Source organism: Streptomyces sp. NBC_01294 (assembly GCF_035917235.1).
In the GTDB taxonomy this organism is placed as follows: Bacteria; Actinomycetota; Actinomycetes; order Streptomycetales; family Streptomycetaceae; genus Streptomyces; species Streptomyces caledonius.
Window position 1 is genome coordinate 5,951,276 of record NZ_CP108423.1, and the last position, 19,485, is coordinate 5,970,760.

The 19,485-nt window shown below is 73.2% G+C and carries 18 protein-coding genes and 1 riboswitch; of the genes, 8 read left to right on the plus strand and 10 right to left on the minus strand.

Annotation, left to right across the window (positions count from 1 at the left end; genetic code table 11):
• Positions 1–5 precede the first annotated feature (5 nt).
• On the minus strand, positions 6–206 hold the full coding sequence (gene thiS, locus OG534_RS26875; RefSeq protein WP_326591336.1) for a sulfur carrier protein ThiS: 201 nt from the start codon (positions 204–206) through the stop codon (positions 6–8).
• Complete coding sequence (gene thiO, locus OG534_RS26880; RefSeq protein WP_326591339.1) at positions 203–1,381, minus strand: glycine oxidase ThiO; 1,179 nt, start codon at positions 1,379–1,381, stop codon at positions 203–205. Before thiO ends, thiS begins: the two co-directional genes overlap by 4 nt.
• A riboswitch (TPP riboswitch) is annotated at positions 1,379–1,490 on the minus strand. (Overlaps the previous gene by 3 nt.)
• A gap of 81 nt (positions 1,491–1,571) precedes the next feature.
• On the opposite strand from thiO, the gene OG534_RS26885 reads away from it, so the two are divergent.
• The 5 genes from OG534_RS26885 (at position 1,572) to OG534_RS26905 (ending at position 6,054) form a co-directional block, all read left to right on the plus strand.
• Complete coding sequence (locus tag OG534_RS26885) at positions 1,572–2,792, plus strand: NAD(P)/FAD-dependent oxidoreductase (RefSeq protein ID WP_326591341.1); 1,221 nt, start codon at positions 1,572–1,574, stop codon at positions 2,790–2,792.
• A 190-nt stretch (positions 2,793–2,982) separates the two neighbouring features.
• On the plus strand, positions 2,983–3,348 hold the full coding sequence (locus OG534_RS26890) for an Rv2175c family DNA-binding protein (protein WP_326591343.1): 366 nt from the start codon (positions 2,983–2,985) through the stop codon (positions 3,346–3,348).
• A 74-nt stretch (positions 3,349–3,422) separates the two neighbouring features.
• Entirely contained in the window at positions 3,423–4,058 is a 636-nt protein-coding gene (gene thiE, locus OG534_RS26895) for a thiamine phosphate synthase (protein WP_326591344.1), read from the plus strand.
• 170 nt (positions 4,059–4,228) lie between these two features.
• Positions 4,229–5,143 (plus strand): methylenetetrahydrofolate reductase [NAD(P)H], encoded by a 915-nt coding sequence (gene metF, locus OG534_RS26900; RefSeq protein WP_326591346.1) that lies wholly within the window; start codon positions 4,229–4,231, stop codon positions 5,141–5,143.
• A 50-nt stretch (positions 5,144–5,193) separates the two neighbouring features.
• Positions 5,194–6,054 carry a hypothetical protein gene (locus OG534_RS26905; RefSeq protein WP_326591348.1) on the plus strand — a complete coding sequence of 287 codons (861 nt, stop codon included), beginning with the start codon at positions 5,194–5,196 and terminating at the stop codon, positions 6,052–6,054.
• A gap of 26 nt (positions 6,055–6,080) precedes the next feature.
• Here OG534_RS26905 and OG534_RS26910 read toward each other — a convergent pair whose 3' ends face one another.
• From OG534_RS26910 to OG534_RS26930, 5 genes are all read right to left on the minus strand, one after another.
• Positions 6,081–7,499: a phytoene desaturase family protein gene (locus OG534_RS26910; protein WP_326591350.1), complete on the minus strand. Its 1,419-nt coding sequence runs from the start codon at positions 7,497–7,499 to the stop codon at positions 6,081–6,083.
• A 37-nt stretch (positions 7,500–7,536) separates the two neighbouring features.
• A complete protein-coding gene (locus OG534_RS26915) occupies positions 7,537–8,163 on the minus strand; it encodes a DUF4126 domain-containing protein (RefSeq protein WP_326591352.1) in 627 nt (208 codons plus the stop codon).
• An 85-nt stretch (positions 8,164–8,248) separates the two neighbouring features.
• Positions 8,249–8,650, minus strand: a complete 402-nt coding sequence (locus tag OG534_RS26920; protein ID WP_030663992.1) for a DUF3040 domain-containing protein — start codon at positions 8,648–8,650, stop codon at positions 8,249–8,251.
• A 291-nt stretch (positions 8,651–8,941) separates the two neighbouring features.
• Positions 8,942–9,700, minus strand: coding sequence for a methyltransferase (locus OG534_RS26925; RefSeq protein WP_326591356.1), 759 nt, complete (start codon positions 9,698–9,700; stop codon positions 8,942–8,944).
• 73 nt (positions 9,701–9,773) lie between these two features.
• Positions 9,774–10,265: an SAV_6107 family HEPN domain-containing protein gene (locus OG534_RS26930; RefSeq protein ID WP_326591357.1), complete on the minus strand. Its 492-nt coding sequence runs from the start codon at positions 10,263–10,265 to the stop codon at positions 9,774–9,776.
• A 172-nt stretch (positions 10,266–10,437) separates the two neighbouring features.
• Here OG534_RS26930 and OG534_RS26935 point away from each other — a divergent pair, with 172 nt between their 5' ends.
• The 3 genes from OG534_RS26935 to OG534_RS26945 are packed head-to-tail and all read left to right on the plus strand — an operon-like array spanning position 10,438 to position 14,190.
• Positions 10,438–11,463, plus strand: coding sequence for an ATP-binding cassette domain-containing protein (locus tag OG534_RS26935; protein WP_326591358.1), 1,026 nt, complete (start codon positions 10,438–10,440; stop codon positions 11,461–11,463).
• Positions 11,435–13,528: a YhgE/Pip domain-containing protein gene (locus OG534_RS26940; protein ID WP_326591360.1), complete on the plus strand. Its 2,094-nt coding sequence runs from the start codon at positions 11,435–11,437 to the stop codon at positions 13,526–13,528. Before OG534_RS26935 ends, OG534_RS26940 begins: the two co-directional genes overlap by 29 nt.
• Positions 13,529–13,557: 29 nt before the next feature.
• Entirely contained in the window at positions 13,558–14,190 is a 633-nt protein-coding gene (locus OG534_RS26945) for a TetR/AcrR family transcriptional regulator (RefSeq protein ID WP_326591362.1), read from the plus strand.
• 430 nt (positions 14,191–14,620) lie between these two features.
• Here the strand turns inward: OG534_RS26945 and OG534_RS26950 are convergent, their stop codons facing one another.
• The 3 genes from OG534_RS26950 to OG534_RS26960 are packed head-to-tail and all read right to left on the minus strand — an operon-like array spanning position 14,621 to position 19,415.
• Entirely contained in the window at positions 14,621–17,035 is a 2,415-nt protein-coding gene (locus OG534_RS26950) for a transglutaminase family protein (protein ID WP_326591363.1), read from the minus strand.
• Complete coding sequence (locus tag OG534_RS26955; protein WP_326591364.1) at positions 17,032–18,405, minus strand: DUF58 domain-containing protein; 1,374 nt, start codon at positions 18,403–18,405, stop codon at positions 17,032–17,034. Before OG534_RS26955 ends, OG534_RS26950 begins: the two co-directional genes overlap by 4 nt.
• Positions 18,405–19,415: an AAA family ATPase gene (locus tag OG534_RS26960; RefSeq protein WP_326591366.1), complete on the minus strand. Its 1,011-nt coding sequence runs from the start codon at positions 19,413–19,415 to the stop codon at positions 18,405–18,407. The genes OG534_RS26955 and OG534_RS26960 overlap by 1 nt, the downstream gene beginning before the upstream one ends.
• Positions 19,416–19,485: the final 70 nt, after the last annotated feature.

Below are 19,485 nucleotides of genomic sequence, written 5' to 3' on the forward strand. Positions count from 1 at the left end.
GCCGCTCAGCCTCCCTGGACCGCGGTGAGGATTTCGACCCGGTCGCCGTCGCCCACCGGCGTGGCCGGCCACTGTCCGCGCGGGACCACGGTCTCGTTGAGTGCGGCGGCGACGCCGGAGGGGGCCGCGGTCAGGGCGGCGACCACCGTGTCGAGGGTGGTGCCGGCCGCGACCTCGCGCGGCTCACCGTTGACGGAGATGGTCATGCGTACGACTCCTGAGGTGCGGCGGAGAACCGGCGGGGGGTGAAGGGGCGCGCGATCTCCGGCAGTTCGCCGGTGGCCAGCAGATCGGCGAGCACGTCGCCGGTGAGCGGGGTCAGCAGCACCCCGTTGCGGTAGTGCCCGGTGGCCAGGTGCAGGCCCGGCAGGTCGGTCGGGCCGAGCAGGGGGGCGTTGTCGGGCGAACCGGGACGCAGTCCCGCCCGGGTCTCGGTGAGCGGGAGTTCGGTGATGCCGGGCACCAGCTCGTGGGCGTCGCGCAGGAGTTCGTAGACCCCGCCCGCGGTGACCGTGGTGTCCCAGCCGAGTTCCTCGCTGGTGGCGCCGACGACGAGTTCGCCGTTCTCGCGGGGCACGAGGTAGACGTGGCTGCCGCGCACCACCGCCCGTACGGTCCGCGAGAGGAACGGCGCGTACGCCGGCGGCACCGTGAGCCGCAGCACCTGTCCCTTGACCGGCCGTACGGGGGCCACGACCTCCGGCGGGACGCCCGCCAGCCGGCCGCTGAGCGAGCCCGCCGCCAGGACCACCTGGCCGGCGCGCAGCTCCGTACCGTCGTCGAGGAGGGCGCCGGTCGCCCGGTCGGTGGTGGTGAGCAGCCGTTGCGCACTCGCCCGGTGGACGGTCACCCCGGCCCGCTCACAGGCGGCCAGCAGGGCGGCCGCGAGCCGGCGCGGGTCGACCTGGTGGTCGCCGTCGACGCGCAGGCCGCCGCGGACGCCCGGGGCGAGCATGGGCTCCAGGCGGCGGCACTCGCGGCCGGTGAGCCACTCGGATTCCAGGCCGCAGCGGCGCTGCAGGGCGTGCAGTTCGCGCAGGTGGAGGCGGTCGTCGGAGTCGAGGGCGACGGCCAGGGTGCCGCAGGCGCGGTAGCCGATGTCCATGCCGCCGCTCGCGTCGGCGAGCTCGCCGGCGAACTGCGGATAGCGCGCGGCGGAGGCGAGGCCGAGGCCCAGCAGGGCTTCCTCGCCGTAGTGCAGTTCGGTGACGGGGGCGAGCATGCCGGCCGCGACCTGGGCGGCGCCGCCACCGGGCGCGGGGTCGGCGAGTACGGTGCGCAGTCCGCGCGCCGCGGCCCGCCAGGCGGTGACCAGGCCGATGATCCCGCCCCCGATGACGAGGACGTCGGATCCCTTCCGAGATGTTCGGGATGAGTGCATGGGCGTCCAGCCCCTCCCTTCGCCGGCATGACCCGGATCAGGTTCGTACGGTCGGAGGCCGGCCAGCCTCCCTCTCAGCCCGGTGCGCCGGACTCCCGCGATAGGTACGGTGGCCAGACTAACCCGGCCGCGGACGGCGGGTAAGGCGGCACCTATTCCTGACGGAGCGTCAGATGATTAGGGTGGCCGCGTGAGCGAGCAGACGGAAAACAATGAGCGCGGCGTCGTGATCGTCGGCGCCGGAATGGCCGGGGTGCAGACCGCTGTCGCCCTGCGCGAGCAGGGCTTCACGGGCTCCGTGACCCTGCTGGGAGCCGAACCCCACCAGCCCTACGACCGGCCGCCGCTGTCCAAGGCGGTGCTGCTCGGCAAAGCCGAGGACTCCGCCTTCGACGTGGACTTCGAAGGGCTCGGCATCGAGCTCAGGCTCGGGACGGAGGTCACCGGACTGCGGGCCGCCGACCGCGAGCTGGACACCGAGGCGGGACCGGTCCCGTACGGGGTCCTCGTGCTGGCGACCGGCGCGCAGCCCCTGACCCTGCCCGGGACCGAGGGCGTCCCGGGCGTCCACCTCCTGCGCACGCTGGACGACGCGGCGCGGCTGCGCCCGGTCCTGGCGGCGGCCCCCCGGGCCGTGGTCGTCGGGGCGGGCTGGATCGGCGCCGAGTTCGCCACCGCCGCCCGGGAGGCGGGCTGCGAGGTGACCGTGGTCGAGGCGGCCGACCGGGTGCTCGCGGGGGCGCTGCCCGCCGAGGTCGCCGAGCCGATGGCGCGCTGGTACGGGGAGGCGGGCGCCGAGCTGATCACCGGCGCGAAGGTCGCCGGGATCGAGGAGGGGAAGGTCCTGCTCGCGGACGGGCGCGCGCTGCCCGCCGGCGCGGTCGTGGTGGGCATCGGCGCGCGCCCCGCCACCGGATGGCTGGCCGGGACCGGGGTGGAGCTGGGCCCCGACGGGTCCGTCACCGCGGACGCGTACCTGCGGACCTCCCTGCCCGGGGTGTACGCGGTCGGCGACTGCGCCTCCTTCCCGTCCGGGCGGTACGGGACGCGGCTGCTCGTGCACCACTGGGACAACGCGCTCCAGGGGCCGCGGGCGGTCGCGGCGAACATCCTGGCCGGGGAGCCGGCCGAGGTCTACGACCCGGTGCCGTACTTCTGGTCGGAGCAGTTCGGGCGCTTCGTGCAGTACGCCGGGCACCACGGCGGGGCCGACACCCTGCTGTGGCGCGGGGACCCGGGCGGGGCGGCGTGGTCGGTGTGCTGGCTGCGGGGCGGCGTCCTGGTCGCGGTCCTGGCCGTGGGGCGGCCGCGGGACCTGGCGCAGGGCCGCAAGCTGATCGAGGCCGCCGTTCCCGTGGACCCGTCCAAGGTCGCGGACCCCGCGACCCCGCTGAAGTCGGCCACCGCCTGACGGTCCGGGCCGGCTTATTCCAGCCCCGCCGGCGTTTGAGGCGCGGGGTTCGGGGCGGAGCCCCGGTCTTTCAGCCCCGCCCGCGTCCTGGGCGCGGGAGCCCGGGGCGGGGGCCCCGGGAATGGGGCCCGCGACCCGGACGGGGTCGCTCAGGTACCGGCGGAGGAGCCGAGATGGCAGGCTTGGGGTTGTGACCGAGATTGACGCAAAGATCGATTCCCTTGTCCCCGCCTGGCTGTACCTTCCCGACATCGCGGAGATGCTCCACATCGAGGTGACCCGGGTCCGCCAGATGGTCAAGGAAGGGCAGCTCATCGCCGTACGCCGGGGTGAGAACCGCTCCCTGCAGGTTCCGGCCCCCTTCATCGACGGCGACAAGGTCGTCAAGGGCCTGGTCGGCCTGCTGACCGTGCTGCGCGACGACCGCTTCACCGACGAAGAGATCCTGGAATGGCTCTTCACCGAGGATCCGACCCTGCCCGGCACCCCCGTGCAGGCGCTGAGCGAGAATCGCGGCACGGAGGTGAAGCGCCGCGCTCAGGCGCTCGCCCTCTGACCTGATCCGCATTCGCTCCACCGCGGTGTACGGGCCCGTGCCCGTACACCGCTTCCATCACGGGGGGTACACCCATGCAGCTGTCCGACGCCCGGCTCTACCTCTGCACGGACGCCCGCAAGCGCCAGGGTGACCTCCCCGAGTTCCTCGACGCCGTCCTGGCCGGAGGCGTGGACATCGTCCAGCTCCGCGACAAGGGCATGGAGGCGGGGGAGGAGCTCGAACACCTCCAGGTGTTCGCCGACGCCGCCCGGCGCCACGGCAAGCTCCTCGCCGTGAACGACCGCGCCGACGTCGCCCACGCCATCGCCTCCGATGTCCTGCACCTCGGCCAGGGCGACATCCCCGTCCCCGCGGCCCGCGCCATCCTCGGCGAGCAGGTGCTGATCGGCCGGTCCTGCCACGCCGAGGACGAGGTCGACGCGGCCGTCGCCGAAGCCGGCGTCGACTACTTCTGCACCGGCCCCTGCTGGCCCACCCCCACCAAGCCCGGCCGGCACGCCCCCGGCCTGGACCTCGTCCGGTACGCGGCCTCCCTGGAGCAGGACCGCCCCTGGTTCGCCATCGGCGGCATCGACCGCACGAATCTGGACGAGGTGCTGGACGCCGGCGCCACCCGCGTCGTGGTCGTCCGCGCCCTCACCGAGGCCGACGACCCCGGGGCGGCCGCCGCGGAGCTCGCCAAGCGCGTGCGGGCCCGGCTCGGCTGAAATCCCGTCCGCCCGGACACCCGGTCAGCCGTAGCGCGTGCCCGGACAGCCGTAGCGCGCCCTTGCGGATTCGCGACGGCCCGGCCGAGCCGCGCGCCCAGGTGTCCAAAAACGTGTCCAAAAGGCGGACGGTACTTCGGTGTCCGCCGGGCCGCGTCTAACCTGCCCACATGGCCTCTGGTACCGCTTCCACCTGGTCGGACCGTGCACACACGGTCCGCGACCTCCTCGCGTCCGGGCGCTCGTACTCCTTCGAGTTCTGGGCCCCGAAGACGGAGAAGGGCGAACGCAACCTCTGGAACGCCCTGCGCCGGGTCGAGGCGGTATCCCCCAGCTTCGTCTCCGTGACCTACGGAGCCGGCGGCTCCACCCGCGGCGGCACGGTCAAGGCCACCCAGGAGATCGCCGCGGACACCACCCTGACCCCGGTCGCACACCTCACCGCGGTGGACCACTCGGTCGCTGAGCTGCGCAATGTCATCGGACAGTTCGCCGACGCCGGGATCCGGAACATGCTCGTCGTGCGCGGAGACCCGCCGGGCGACCCGATGGGCGAGTGGGTGGCGCACCCCGAGGGCGTGCACTACGCCGCCGACCTGGTCCGGCTCGTCAAGGAGTCCGGAGACTTCTGCGTCGGCGTCGCGGCCTTCCCCGAGATGCACCCGCGTTCGACCGACTGGGACACGGACATCCGGCACTTCGTGGACAAGTGCCGCACCGGTGCGGACTATGCGATCACCCAGATGTTCTTCGATCCGGAGAATTATCTGAGGCTGCGCGACAGCGTCGAGAAGGCGGGCTGCGAGACCCCGATCATCCCCGAGGTCATGCCTGTTGTGGGCATCAAGCAGCTCGACCGGCTGCCCCAACTCAGCAACGCAGTCTTCCCCGCGGACGTGAAAGAGCGCATGCTCGCCGTCAAGGACGACGCGGCCGCTGTACGCTCCATTGGCATCGAGTTCGCCACGGAGTTCTGCGCGCGGCTGCTGTCCGAGGGTGTCCCGGGGCTGCACTTCATCACGCTGAACAATTCCACGGCGACTCTCGAAATCTACGAGAACCTGGGCCTGCACCAGCGGGCCTGAGCGGCCATACCCCGTTCCCGTGCGGGCGGCCGTACCGAGAGGGGCCATGCATGGGAATGACGGTCCTCTACATCGCGTTCGGCTTCGTCGCGCTGTGGCTGCTTGCCGAGGTCCTTATGCAGTACAAGGCCCGGCTCCGCTGGCGCCTGCTCGCCTTCGCCGGCTTCCTCGGCGTGGTCGCCGGGGTGGTCCTGCCGTCGGTGCCGGTCATCGGCGCCGGCGCGGCCGCGTTCGCCGTCGGCCAGACCCTGGTGACGCTGTCCTTCCGCAAGGGCTTCGTCGCCGGCTGGGCGCTGCGCCGCGGCGGGGAACCCGTACGGCAGTCCAGACGCCGCCGCTCCGGCGGCTCCGCGCAGCCGGAACCGGCGCTCCAGGTCACCGCGCTCGAGTACGAGGACGCGCAGGGAGCCCCGGACGAGCGGCAGTTCACGTCCGCGGCCGAGGAGGTCTACCACCCGGAGCCGGTGCCCGAGGACACCGGGTCCTACGGGATACAGAGCTTCACGCAGACCCCCGACGCGGGCCAGACGGCGGCCTTCGCCTCCCCGTTCACCACGGCGGAGCAGGACGCCCACCAGTACGCGGCGTACTACGACCAGCAGAACCAGGGCGGCGCCGGCGGGTACGACTACACCGGCGGCTACGCGACGGGTGGGCAGCAGCAGGTCTATGCCGCCTACTCGGACCCGTACATCGGCGGCGGCGTCGCCCCGTCCCAGCCGTACGACTACACCCCGTACGCCGACTACGGGCAGCAGTACTCCACGGACACCCCGCCCGGCGGGGTGTGGGTCCCGCAGCAGCGGTCCACCGACGGGGCCGGCCAGTCCTACGCGCCGGAGGAGCAGGCGGAGCCGCCGCAGCAGTACCCGTACCCCCAGCAGGGCGAGTACGAGCAGTACCGCTACTGATCACTGCCACCGATCACCGCCGCTGATCACTGCGAGCCGCGGAACTCCGCGCCCTCGACGATCAGCCCGGCCACCAGGGCCCCGGTCATCCCGGCGTGCGCCAGCCCGCCGCCGGGATGGGCCCAGCCGCCCGCCAGGTACAGCCCGGGCACGGCCGTGGTGTTGGCCGGGTACAGCAGCCGGCCCCCGGCCCCCGCGAGGGCGGGCGCCGGCACCGCGCCGCCGACCGCACCGGTCGCCGCCTCGACGTCGGCCACGGTGCGCACCTCGTGCCACAACAACCGCTCCCGCAGCCCCTGTACGGCCTTCTCCGCGAGGTCCAGCAGCTCGGCGGGCTCCGCGGTCCCGGGCCCGTGCACGGCGCTCACCGTGACCGCCTCGTGCTCCGCGTCGGGCCGCGTGGCCGGATCGTCCGGACGCATGACGGTGACCTGCGCCCCCGCGGAGTGCACCAGGGTGCGGTGGACGGCGGTGGCGGGGCGGGCGCCGCGCAGCGCGAGCAGGAGCGTGGTCCGGCCGGGTACGCCGTCCCCGCGGGCGGGAACCGCGTCCGGCGGCCACGGCAGCGAACCGGCCGGCAGCTGCCGGGGGTCGATCCCGCAGACCACCCGGTCGGCGGCGGCCTCACTGCCGTCGGCCAGCAGCAGCCCGGCCGCCCGGCCGCCGCGGACCAGGACCTCCCGCACCTGCGCGCCGAAGACGAAGACGACCTTCCGCTCCAGGCAGCGCTCGTACACGGCGGTGGCCAGCGCCCGCATCCCGCCGCGCACGTACCAGCTGCCGAAGGTCTGCTCCATGTACGGGAGAACGGTCGCCGAGCCGGGTGCGGTGGCGGGATCGATCCCGTAGGTGCGCACCAGGCCGGTCAGCACCTCCGCGAGGCCGCCGCCCAGCTCCCGGTCGGCCACCTCGGCCAGGGTCGGCGTCCGGCGGCGGAGCAGGCCGCTCTTGCGCACCGCCGGGTACGGGTCGCCGCCGAGCGACTGCCGGGCGCCGGGGCGCAGCGGCTCCTCCAGCAGCGGGCGCCGGGTGGCGTCCCAGGCGTCCCGGGCGCGGCCCAGCATCCCGTTCCAGCGCTCGCCCGCGCCCGGGCCGAAGGAGGTGTCGAGGGCGGCGGCGACACCGCCGCGCGAGGCGCCCGGCAGGGTGACGTCAATGCCGTGGCGGGGGAGGACGTGCCGGACGGCCGGGTCCGCCTGCACCATGTCGACGCAGTCCTCCAGGGACCGCTTGCCGGTCTTCACGAACAGGTCGCGGTAGACGGCGGGCAGGTGCAGCAGCCCGGGGCCGGTGTCGAAGGCGAAGCCGTCGCGCTCGTAGCGCCCGACCGCTCCGCCGTAGGTCGCCCCGCGCTCGTACACCGTCACCTGGTGCCCCGCCACGGCCAGCCGGGCCGCTGTCGCCATCGCGCCCATGCCGGCGCCGATCACCGCAATTCGTGCCATGCGGCCGAGCCTATCGACCCCCTCGGGGCCGACGCGGTCAGTGGGGTGGGGCCCCGGTGGTCTCGCGGGCCTCGGCGGCCAGCCGCCTCTCCTCGCGGCGCTGGGCGCGGCGGCGCAGGAAGCGGCGGATCCGGGACCAGAGGAAGAACAGTATGGCCAGGCCCGCGGCCAGCAGGACGGCCGCGATGATCGCGGCGGCCTGCGGGTTGAACATCGCGAACGTGATCAGACCGGCCACGCCGAGGTCCTCGGCGATGCTCATCGCCACGTTGGTGAACGGCTCGGGCGAGGTATTGATCGCCATCCGGGTGCCGGCCTTGACGAAATGGCTGGCCAGAGCGGTGGAGCCGCCGATGGCACCGGCGGTGATGTCGGGGAGCGAGCCGCTCTGCCCGGCCAGCAGTGCGCCGATCACCGCACCGGACACCGGGCGGATCACGGTGTGGACGGTGTCCCATATCGAGTCGACGTACGGGATCTTGTCGGCGACCGCCTCGCAGAGGAACAGCACCGTCGCGACGATCAGCACGTCCGTGCGCTGCAGGGAAGCGGGGATCTCGTCGGTCAGGCCGGTGCGGCCGAAGAGGCCGAGCAGGAGGACCACGGCGTAAGCGTTGATCCCACTGGCCCAGCCGCTGGTGAAGACCAGGGGGAGCACACTCATTGGATCATCATGCCGTACGGCGGCATGGAAAAGTGAGGGGACGGTCGCACAGCGGCGACCGTCCCCTCACTCACGTCGTCCGGGGCTACTGCCCCTGCTCGTCACGGCGGCGCTGCCACCGATCCTCGATGCGGTTCATCATCGACCGACGCTGCCGGTTGTGGCCGCGGGCCGAACCACCGGTACTTCCGGAGACGGGCTGCTCGCCAGGCTTGGGTGCCTTGCGCCAACCGGTGACCACCAGGACCGTACATCCCAGCATGACGAGGAATCCCACCACGCTGATCCAGAGCACGTTCGGAATGATCACACCGGTCATGAGGAGCGCGATACCCACCACAATGCCTGCGACTGCCTGGTAGACCCGTCGCCGGGTGTACGTACGCAGTCCGCTTCCCTCAAGCGCTGTCGCGAACTTGGGATCTTCGGCGTACAGCGCTCGCTCCATCTGCTCGAGCATTCGCTGCTCGTGCTCCGAGAGCGGCACGGGAGTCCTCCTCATCCGTCGGTCGCGGGGGGTAGCGACCAGGGGTCCCCTTCAGGATAGGCGGGGAATCGCCCCCGTGATACCCGCCCTCTACGCCACGTTCAAAAGACACGGCCCAGAAAAACACAGCTTGCAAAGCCACTGCGCGAAACCGTACCGCCGCGGGAGCGGTCACTGAGGCCCTTATTCCCCAATGGCTCGTTCACCATGCCGGTCACTGCCCCCGATCATACGGGGCCGACCGCCGGAACGGAGGGCGAGTGGCCGACTCCGTGCGCGGAAGATCCCAGTTCAGGCCTGCTTCTCGCCCAGGACATGCAGCTGCGTGGCGACCGCGTGGAAGGCCGGCAGCTCCGCGGCGGCCTCCTCCAGACGCAGCAGCGCCTCCACCGCGCCCGGCTCGGTGTCCACCAGGACTCCGGGGACGAGGTCGGCGAAGATCCGCACGCCGTGCACCGCGCCGACCTCCAGGCCGGCTCCGCCGACCAGCTCGGAGAGCTGTTCGGCGGTGAAGCGGCGCGGCACCGGGTCGCCGGAGCCCCAGCGGCCGGCCGGGTCGGTGAGGGCCGTACGGGCCTCCGTGAAGTGCCCGGCCAGCGCGCGGGCGAGCACGGCCCCGCCGAGGCCGGCGGCCAGCAGGCTGAGCGTGCCGCCGGGGCGCAGGGCCGCCACCGTGTTGGCCACGCCCTCGGCCGGGTCGTCCACGTACTCCAGCACGCCGTGGCAGAGCACGATGTCGTAGGCGTCGCGCTCGACGACCTCCAACAGGCCCTGCGCGTCGCCCTGGACGCCGCGGACCAGGTCCGCGACGCCCGCCTCGGCGATCCGGCGCTCCAGCCCGAACAGGGCGTTCGGGCTGGGGTCGACCACGGTGACGCGGTGGCCCAGGCGGGCCACCGGGACGGCGAACTTGCCGGTGCCGCCGCCGGTGTCCAGTACGTCGAGCACGTCCCGCCCGGTCGCCTTCACCCGGCGGTCGAGTGCCTCCTTGAGGACCTCCCACACCACGGCGGTGCGAAGGGAGGCGCGGGGGCGGGAAGTGTCCGACACGGCTGATGGCTCCTCGGCGCGATAAGGGAGAGCGGTCAGTGCCCCACCCTATGGCCTCCGGCAGCCGGGCAGGTCATCCCACGTCCGGGCGCTCCGCCCGCGGCTCCGGCAGGGCCTGCGGCAGGTGCGGGGACGGCGTCCGGACGGCGAGCATCCGCTCCACCAGGCGCAGGAACATGGCGACGGCGCGCACCAGATCGTCCGCGTCACGGCAGGTTGCCGCGTCCGCTATGCCCGCCTCCGCCCGCGCCCGGCGGTCGGCGCCGGAGGCGAACAGCGCGCTCCACTCGGCCAGCTCCGGCGCTATCTCCGGCAGCACCTCCCACGCGCTGCGGATCCGCGGCCGCCGCGGGCTCACCGGTTCGGGCCGCCCGCGCGCGGCGAGCACGGCCGCGGCGGTGCGCAGCGCGGCGAGGTGGGCGGTGGCGTAGCGCTCGTTGGGGCGGGTCAGCCGGGCGGCCTCGGCCAGGCCGCTGCGGGCCTTCGCGAGCAGGTCGAGGGCGGCCGGTGGGGCCGTCGACTTGCGCAGGACGGGGTGGACAGGGGACGGGGACGGTGTGGCCATGACGAACCTCCTGTCGATGCGTTGCCCCCATCGTGACGCGGCCCACTGACAATCACGCTGACCTGCACTTTTTCGGTCGATTACCCGACAACTGCCCCCTCCTGCGCACCTGGTGCTCCGAAGGATGCTAGTTTTTGAACTGACCGGTCAGTTCAAAATGAAGGGGGACGGCGTGGACAGCCCGCACGGCGCGGCCGTCAAAGCCGAGGACTTCGGACTCAAGGGCCCGCGCGGCTGGGCCTTCCGAGGAGTCGGCATCGACGCGGCGCCCGGCTCGCTCATCGCGGTCGAAGGCCCCTCCGGCAGCGGCCGGACCTGTCTGCTCCTTGCTCTCACCGGGCGGATGAAGGCCACCCGGGGGCACGCCGAGATCGGCGGCCACCGGCTGCCGAAGAGGATGGCCGCCGTACGCCGGATTGCCGCCCTCGGCCCGGTCCCCGGGGTCAACGACCTCGACCAGTCCCTCACGGTCGCCGAACAGCTGCGCGAGGGCGCCCTGCTCCAGCGCCGCTACGACGCCCCGGTCCGCGCCCTGCTGAAGCCGCGGGCCGAGCGCCGCGCCGGCGCCGCGGCCCGGATCGACGCCGCCCTGGCCGCCGCCGGACTGGACCTCGACACGCTGCCCAAGGGGGCGCGTACCTCCGTACGGGACCTGGAACGCCTGGAGGCCGTACGGCTGTCCGTGGCCATCGCCCTGCTGGGCTCACCGCGGCTGCTGGCCCTCGACGACCTCGACCTCAAGCTCTCGGACACCGAACGCACCGAGGCCTGGACGCTGCTCCGCTCGATCGCCGCCGGCGGGACCACCGTCCTCGCGGTGTGCAGCGAGGCGCCCGCCGACGCGGTGGTCCTGCGGACCTGCCTCAAGGAGTCGGACGGCCCGGACGAGCCCGCCACGGCGCCGCCGGCCCCGCGGGGCGACGCGGCCGACGCCCGGAAGGTCACGTGGGGGACCTCCACGAAGAGCGACCCGGACGTGGACGCGGACGCGGATGCGGATGCGGATGCGGACCAGGGTCCGGACGACGACGCGGACGCGGACGCTGACGGCGAGGACGTCACCGGCACCGAAGGTGACACCGGCACGGACGACGCCGACGCCGACGCCGAGGACACCAGCACCGACACCGACACCGACACCGAGAACGACGACACGAAGGGGGCGGACGATGCGCTCGCCGAAGCTGGCCGCGCTTGAGCTGAAGCGGTTCGGGCGGGGGAAGCTGCCCCGGGCCGCTCTCGTCGCGCTGCTCCTGCTGCCGCTGCTCTACGGAGCCCTGTACCTCTGGTCCTTCTGGGACCCGTACAGCCGTCTGGACAAGGTGCCCGTCGCCCTCGTCAACGCCGACCGCGGCGCGACCGTCGACGGCAAGCAGGTGGACGCGGGGGGTGAGATCACCGAGAAGCTCCGCGACAGCAAGGCCTTCGAGTGGCACGAGGTGAGCGCCAAGCAGGCGGCCAAGGGCCTGGAGAACGGCACGTACTACCTGACCCTGACCATGCCGGCGGACTTCAGCGAGAAGATCACCTCCAGCTCGGGCGACGACCCCACCACCGGGGCCCTCCAGGTGCGCACCAACGACGCCAACAACTACGTCGTCGGCTCCATCTCGCGCTCCGTCTTCTCCGAGGTCCGCTCCGCGGCGTCCGCCAACGCCTCCCGCGGCTTCCTCGACAAGATCTTCGTCAACTTCTCCGACCTGCACGACAAGACGGCCGAGGCCGCCGACGGCGCCGACAAGCTCAAGGACGGCGCGGGCAAGGCCAAGGACGGCGCGAAGGAACTCGCCGACGGCCTCGACACCGCCGAGGAGAAGTCCGGCGAGCTCAACAGCGGCCTGAAGAAGCTCAACTCGGCCGCGGCCAAGCTGGAGACCGGCTCGAAGGACGTCGCGGACGGCACCCAGGCCCTCGCCGACAAGGTCAACGGGGCCGCAGACAAGGCCCGTCCCTTCGTCAAGGACCCCAAGAACCTGGCGGACACCGCCGGACTGGTCGCCGACAGCGCGAAGGTGGTCAACGACCACCTCGCCGCGTTCGTCGAGAAGGCCCCGGCCGCCGCCTCCGTCGCCAAGAAGGCCTCCACCGGCGCGGACGCGTACTACACCAGGCACTGCGTCACCCCCGGCGCCGAACCGCACCTCGCCTCCTGCCCCGACCTGAAGACGGTCAAGGACGACGCGGCCAAGGCCGCCGAACTCGCCGGGGAGGTCAGCACCCTGGCCAAGAGCGCGAGCGGCGACGTCGCCAGGCTCCGCACCCAGCTGACCGACCTGGAGAAGAAGGCCCGCGAGCTCGTCGACAAGGCCCCCCAGCTCGCAGGCGACCTCGACGCGGCCGTCGCCAAGGTCAACGCCCTCAACACCGGTGCCCACAAGGTCGCCACCGGCATGGCCCAGCTGCACACCGGCCTCGGCTCCGCCGCCAGCGGCTCCGGCGCCCTCAGCGACGGCGTCGGCAAGCTCGGCGACGGCGCCCACCGCCTCGACAGCGGCATGTACAAGCTCGTCGACGGCAGCGGCGAGCTCGCCGGCGGCCTGCACGAGGGCGCCGGGAAGATCCCCGACTACGACCAGCAGCAGCGCGACACGCGCACCGAGGTCATGGCCGACCCGATCAAGCTCGCCAACCAGTCCCTGCACAAGGCGCCCAACTACGGCACCGGCTTCGCCCCGTACTTCATCCCGCTGTCCCTGTGGGTCGGCGCGATGGTCGCCTACATGCTGATCGCGCCCATGAACCGGCGTGCCCTGTCCGCGGGCGCCTCGCCCTGGCGGATCGCCCTCGCCGGCTGGCTGCCCGTGGTGGGGATCGGCACCGCCCAGGTCGCCCTGCTGATGTCCGTGCTCCACTGGGCTCCGGACCTCGGCCTGGAGCTGGCCCACCCGGCCCTCACCATCGGCTTCCTGCTGCTGGTCACCGCCTGCTTCGCGGCGATCATCCAGTGGCTCAACGCCAAGTTCGGGGCGGCCGGGCGGATCCTGGTCCTCGCCGTCCTGATGCTCCAGCTGACCTCGGCGGGCGGCACCTACCCCGTGCAGACCAGCCCGGACTTCTTCAACGCCATCCACCCCTACCTGCCGATGTCGTACGTGGTCGAGAGCCTGCGCCGCCTCATCACCGGCGGTGACCTCGGCCCGGTGTGGGAGGGCTTCGCGGTCCTGACGGCCTTCACGGTCGGAGCCCTCGCCCTGACCGCGCTCGCCGCCCGCGGCAAGCAGGTGTGGACCATGGACCGACTGCACCCGGAACTGAGCCTGTAGGGACGTGTTGACCTGTGACAATCAGCGCCATGGAAAGCAGCAGCACCGGTACGGGTGCCGGCGGGGGTCGCCGCCAGGCCACTCGGCAGAAGCTCTACGAAGCGGCCGTGACCCTCATCGCCGAACAGGGCTTCTCCGCGACCACGGTCGAGGAGATCGCCGAGCGGGCGGGCGTCGCGAAGGGCACCGTCTACTACAACTTCGCGAGCAAGAACGACCTCTTCGAGGAGCTCCTGCGGCACGGCGTGGGGCTGCTCACGGTCTCGCTGCGGACGGCGGCGGAGGAGACGGAGGCGCGCGGCGGCAGCCGCGTCGAGGCCCTCGACGCGATGATCCGCGCGGGGCTCGTCTTCATCGACCGGTACCCGGCCTTCACCCAGCTCTACGTCGCCGAGCTGTGGCGGACCAACCGTGCATGGCAGTCCACGCTGATGGTGGTCCGCCAGGAGGCGGTGGCCGTCGTGGAGAAGGTGCTGCGCGAGGGCGTCGAGCGCGGTGAGCTGAGCGCGGAGATCGACGTGCCGCTCACCGCGGCCGCGATGGTCGGGATGGTGCTGGTGGCCGCGCTGGACTGGCAGTCCTTCCAGAGCGAGCGGTCCCTGGACGACGTCCACTCGGCGCTGTCGCTGCTGCTGCGGGGCCGGGTCAGCGGCAACCGCTGAGCCCTTCCGCCGCGGCGATCACCCCCAGTCGGCGGTGCCGCGGGGGCGCGGCAGGCCGTACAACTGGTGGGGCCTGCCGCGGCGGCTGAGTATCCGTACCTAGGCGCGGAGATGAGTACGTTCGCGGATGGGCTCCCACCTGCGCGGACGCCAGAATGGGAGCAACGGACAGGGGGCCTGGTCCGCACCGCCGACACGGGGCTGCGGAGCGGACCGGGTACCTCCTTCCGTGACCGGACGGGGGAACGGCGAAACGGCGGGGCTCGGGGGGATCGAGCCTCGCCGTTTCGCATGCGGGTCCGCTGCCGTTGCCGGTACCCCGCGCCTCAAACGCCGGCGAGGCTTCAAGACCGGGGCTCCGCCCCAGACCCCGCGCCTCAAACGCCGGCGAGGCTGGTTTTGCCGGGCTGGACACCGGGCCCGGCGGACCTCAGCCGCGGTTTCGCAGGGGGAGGCGCAGGCGGAGGGTGGTCAGGCGGGTGGAGACCGTCGAGGCCAGTGCCGACCACCGGGCCGCCGCCGCCCAGGCGAGACGGGCCGCCGAGCGCGGCAGCAGCAGCGCCCGCAGCCGGGCCGGACGGCCCACCGCGGCCAGCAGCCCCGCGCGGGCCAGCAGCACGTCGTCCGCCAGCCCCGCGTACGAGACCTCCGCACCCTGAGGCGCGTACAGGGCCCGTTCCACCGCACCCGCGACCCGGTGCACCGCCTCCGTGGCGTCCAGCTCCAGGCCGCCCAGGTCGACGACCCGGCTCGCCGCCCGGCGCGGGGACAGCGCCTCGTCCGGGACCACGCCCACGTCCCAGGCGGTGTCGCCCAGTTCCCGCCAGGCCGTCAGGACCTCCCCGGTCCCCAGGCGGCGAGCCCGCAGCCGGGTACGCCACAGCAGCGGCAGCAGCGGCACGCCCAGCACCGCCATCACGGCCGCCGCCCAGCCGAGGACCGCCGTCACCGACGGCCCGTCGTCGTGCGGCGTGCTCTGCGTGGGCGCGGCCGCCCCGCACTCGCCGAGCTTCTTCATCGACGGCGGGCACTCGTCGGCCGTCGACGACGGCGCCGCCGACGGCTGCGCCGCACCCTGCGAGGGCAGCGGGGCCGGCGCGGACGGCTGGGCCGTCGGCGTCTGCGCCCGCGAGTAGTCCGGCACGTTGATGCCGGACCGGGGCGTCGGCTCGAACCGCGTCCAGCCCACGCCCTCGAAGTACAGCTCGGGCCAGGCGTGCGCGTCCCGCATCGAGACGTTCACGCTGCCGTCCGACTGCTTCTCGCCGGGCGTGAAGCCCACGGCCACCCGCGCCGGGATGCCCAGCGTGCGGGACATCGCCGCCATCGAGAACGCGAAGTGGACGCAGAAGCCCTCCTTGTCCTCGAGGAACCGGGCGACCGCCTGCGAACCCGTACCCGAGGCCGTCCTCGTGTTGTAGCGGAAGCCGCCGCTCACGGCGAAGAAGTCCTGCAGCTTCACCGCTCGCGTGTAGTCGTCCTTCGACCCCTGCGTCACCCGGCGGGCCGTCTCGGCGACCACCTGCGGCAGATTGTCCGGGACCTTCGTGTACTCGTCCCGGATCTGCGGGTCCGGCGCCGGCGCGCTCTGCAGCTGCTGCGCCGTCGGGTTCAGCAGCAGGCTCCGCACGGTGTACGCCGAGCCCTGGACGTTCTGGAACCTGTCCCTGCCCAGCTGGTCGCCGACCAGCGTCCGGCCGACGGGCTCGAACCGCCACTTCCCGCCGATCTCCACCGACGTCGCCGGGTACGGCATGGGGAGGTAGCGCTGGGTGAAGGTGTCCGCCGCCGTGATGTTGGTGCGCACCTCCGAGGCGCTGCCGCGGACCGGGCCGCCGAGCCCGGGCGGCTCGGGCATCCGCTTCGGCACGTCGACCAGGGCCCGCCCGGACGCCTCCCACTTGACGCCGTTGAACTCGTCCAGCGCCACGATCCGCAGGTACTGCTCGCTCTGCTGCGGGTTGTCCGTCCGGTACTTCAACACGACGCGGTTGTCCTGCGCGTTCAGGTTGCTCTGCAGGGAGACCAGCGGGTTGACCGCCGAGATCGTCCCGCCCGCGGCGCCGCTCTCGGCGTCCTCCTGGTTGCCGCCCAGCAGGCCGCCGCCGAGCGCCGGCAGCGCCATCGGCACGGCCAGCGCCAGGCCCAGCGTGATCGCGCCGATCCGCCGGCCGAACCGCACCGGGGCCGTCGCCTGCCCGCCGCCGCTGCTGAGGCCGGAGTCGGCCGCGCCCCGGCCGCGCGGGGCCGCGCCGAAGACCCGGCCCCACTGCGCGAGCCGGTCCCGTCCTTCGGCCAGCAGCATCATCAGGTAGCCGCAGCCCGCCAGCAGGAAGGAGACCCAGGAGGCCTTCCCGCCGCCCGACAGGCCCGCGGCCACCGAGTACAGGGCGAGCAGCGGCAGTCCGGCCGCCGCGGCCGTCCGTGCCGTCACCGCCAGGGTGTCCACCAGCAGCCCGATCAGCAGGACCCCGGACACCAGCAGCAGCCGGATGCCGTCCGTCAGCGGGGCGGGGATCGCGAACTCGCCCACGTCCTTGACGCCCTGCCCGAACAGCGCTCCGAAGTCCGTCACCAGGTAGGCCAGCGGCCCGTCCCCGTCGGACTCGCCCTTGCCGGCGAAGAGGAACACGAGCAGCAGCAGCGACACCAGCAGCTGCGCGGCCACGGTCAGCGACCGGGCCAGCGGCACCCGCCGGCAGCCGGCCCCGACCGCGCTCTGCACGATCAGCAGCACCGCCGCGTGGAGCAGCCAGGCCGTCGACTCCACCAGGGGGCTCAGCGACCACGAGGTGAGCAGCGTCGCCAGCGCCGCGAAGACCGTCAGTTTCGCGCGCCCGCTCATTCCCGACCTCCGGTGGTTCCCGTACCGACGCGAGCGGTCCCGGCCTGTCGCCACAGCTCGCCGAAGGCCACCCCGGGCGGGGCGGCCAGCGCCGTCCAGCCCGCGTCGCGCAGTCTGTGCAGCCGCTCCGCCAGCGGGGCCACGGCATGGCCCGGCGCGGGTTGTCCGCCCCAGGCCGCGGTGTCCAGGACGAAGGCCACCGCGCCCGAGGTGCGCTGGCGCATCTTGGCCGCCAGCTCCGTCTGTACGTCGTCCAGGTCGCCGAAGAACGCGACGAGGAGCCCGTCACCGCCGCCCGTGTCGAAGCCGCCGCCGCTGCCGCGCACCGCGTCGTAGGCCCGCGAGAGTCCGGCGCCGTCGGAGTGTCCGACCACCGCGAGGGTGTCCATCATCAGCCCGGCGGCCTCCGCGGACTCCTGCCCGCCGGAGGAGAATCCGCCGCCGCCCTCGCCGGGCACCGAGTTGCCGGTGTCCGTCAACAGCCGCACCGAGAAGCCCTGTTCCAGTACGTGCACCAGGCTGGACGCGGCCGCCGAGACGGCCCACTCGAAGGCGGAGTCGGGGCCGGCGCCGTCGTAGGCCAGGCGCCGGGTGTCCAGCAGGACGGTGGCCCTGCTGCGCTGCGGCTGCTCCTCGCGGCGGACCATCAGCTCGCCGTAGCGGGCGGTGGAGCGCCAGTGCACCCGGCGCAGGTCGTCGCCGCGCCGGTAGCCGCGAGGGATCACGTCGTCGTCGCCGGCCAGGGCCAGCGAGCGGCGGCTGCCGTCGCCGTAGCCGTTGGACTCGCCCGTGAGGCGGACCGGCGGCAGCGGCTCGGTGCGCGGGATGACGGTGAGGGTGTCGTAGGTGCTGAAGGAGCGGGTCAGCTCGACCAGCCCGAAGGGGTCGGTCAGCCGCAGCTGGAGCGGGCCCAGCGGATAGCGGCCGCGCAGGTCGGAGCGGACCCGGTAGGACACCTCGCGGCGCCCGCCGGGCTCGACCCGGTCCAGTACGAAGCGCGGGCGCGGGCCCAGTACGTAGGGCACCCGGTCCTGGAGCATCAGCAGGCCGGTGGGCAGCCGGGAGACGTTGTCCATGCGCAGCTGCACCCGGGCCTCGGCGCCCGCGGGCACCCGATCCGGGCTCAGCCGGCGGCTGCCGGAGACCCGGTAGCGGGTGCGGTGCAGGGCGTAGACGCAGATCAGCGGCAGGAGGATGAGCAGCAGGCCGACCCGCAGCAGTTCGCCCTGGCCCAGGACGTACGCGCACGCGGCGGCGGCTATCCCGGCGGCCAGGAACGAGCGGCCGCGGGTGGTCAGTCCCGACAGCGAGGCACGCAGCCCGCCGCCGTCCCCCGCGCCGCCGGCGCCGCGCGGGGCAGCGGCGCTCATCAGTAGCCCCGGATGCCCGCGCCGGGCGGCATCTCGCCGCGGGCGTGCGCGGCCGGGACGGGGGTGCGCTGGAGGATCTCGGCGACGACCTGCTCGGAGGTGCGCCGGTTGAGCTGGGCCTGCGCGGTGGGCAGCAGCCGGTGCGCGAGGACCGGGGCGGCCAGCGCCTGCACGTCGTCGGGCAGGACGTAGTCCCGGCCGGCGAGCGCGGCGGAGGCCTTCACGGCGCGCAGCAGGTGCAGGGTGGCCCGGGGAGAGGCGCCGAGCCGCAGGTCGGGGTGGCTGCGCGTGGCGGAGACCAGGTCGACGACGTAACGCCGGACCGGCTCGGCCACGTACACCTCGCGGACCGCCTCTATCAGCTTGATGATCTCGTGGGCGTGCGCGACGGCCGTCAGGTCGTCGAGCGGGGAGACCCCGCCGTGCACGTCGAGCATCTGGAGCTCGGCCTCGGGGCTGGGGTAGCCGACGGAGACGCGGGCCATGAAGCGGTCGCGCTGGGCCTCGGGCAGCGGGTACGTGCCCTCCATCTCCACCGGGTTCTGGGTGGCGACGACCATGAAGGGGCTCGGCAGCGTGTACGTCGTGCCGTCGATGGTGACCTGGCGCTCCTCCATCGACTCCAGCAGCGCGGACTGGGTCTTCGGCGAGGCACGGTTGATCTCGTCGCCGATGACGATCTGCGCGAAGATCGCGCCCGGCTTGAACTCGAACTCGCGGCGCTGCTGGTCGTAGATGCTGACACCGGTGATGTCGGAGGGCAGCAGGTCAGGCGTGAACTGGATGCGCTGCACCGAGCAGTCGATGGACTTCGCGAGCGTCTTCGCGAGCATCGTCTTGCCGACGCCGGGCACGTCCTCGATCAGCAGGTGCCCCTCGGCGAGCAGCACGGTCAGCGCGAGGCGTACGACCTCGGGCTTGCCCTCGATCACGCTCTCGACCGAGTGGCGCACCCGCTCCGCCGTGCTGGTCAGATCCGCGAGGCTCGCTCGGTCGTCGTACGTCGTCACCTTGGTTCTCCTCGGCCCTTTCCCAGGGCCGACGCCCTTGGCGCATGACCGGCCCACCCCGAAACACGGA

Bases quoted from the DNA above. Each gene is read 5' to 3' on its own strand.
- thiO (WP_326591339.1), bottom strand. From the start codon at position 1,381: ATGCACTCATCCCGAACATCTCGGAAGGGATCCGACGTCCTCGTCATC.
- OG534_RS26905 (WP_326591348.1), top strand. From the start codon at position 5,194: ATGGGAATGACGGTCCTCTACATCGCGTTCGGCTTCGTCGCGCTGTGG.
- OG534_RS26940 (WP_326591360.1), top strand. From the start codon at position 11,435: ATGCGCTCGCCGAAGCTGGCCGCGCTTGAGCTGAAGCGGTTCGGGCGG.
- OG534_RS26930 (WP_326591357.1), bottom strand. From the start codon at position 10,265: ATGGCCACACCGTCCCCGTCCCCTGTCCACCCCGTCCTGCGCAAGTCG.
- OG534_RS26955 (WP_326591364.1), bottom strand. From the start codon at position 18,405: ATGAGCGCCGCTGCCCCGCGCGGCGCCGGCGGCGCGGGGGACGGCGGC.
- metF (WP_326591346.1), top strand. From the start codon at position 4,229: ATGGCCTCTGGTACCGCTTCCACCTGGTCGGACCGTGCACACACGGTC.
- thiS (WP_326591336.1), bottom strand. From the start codon at position 206: ATGACCATCTCCGTCAACGGTGAGCCGCGCGAGGTCGCGGCCGGCACC.
- OG534_RS26945 (WP_326591362.1), top strand. From the start codon at position 13,558: ATGGAAAGCAGCAGCACCGGTACGGGTGCCGGCGGGGGTCGCCGCCAG.
- OG534_RS26915 (WP_326591352.1), bottom strand. From the start codon at position 8,163: ATGAGTGTGCTCCCCCTGGTCTTCACCAGCGGCTGGGCCAGTGGGATC.
- thiE (WP_326591344.1), top strand. From the start codon at position 3,423: ATGCAGCTGTCCGACGCCCGGCTCTACCTCTGCACGGACGCCCGCAAG.
- OG534_RS26910 (WP_326591350.1), bottom strand. From the start codon at position 7,499: ATGGCACGAATTGCGGTGATCGGCGCCGGCATGGGCGCGATGGCGACA.
- OG534_RS26950 (WP_326591363.1), bottom strand. From the start codon at position 17,035: ATGAGCGGGCGCGCGAAACTGACGGTCTTCGCGGCGCTGGCGACGCTG.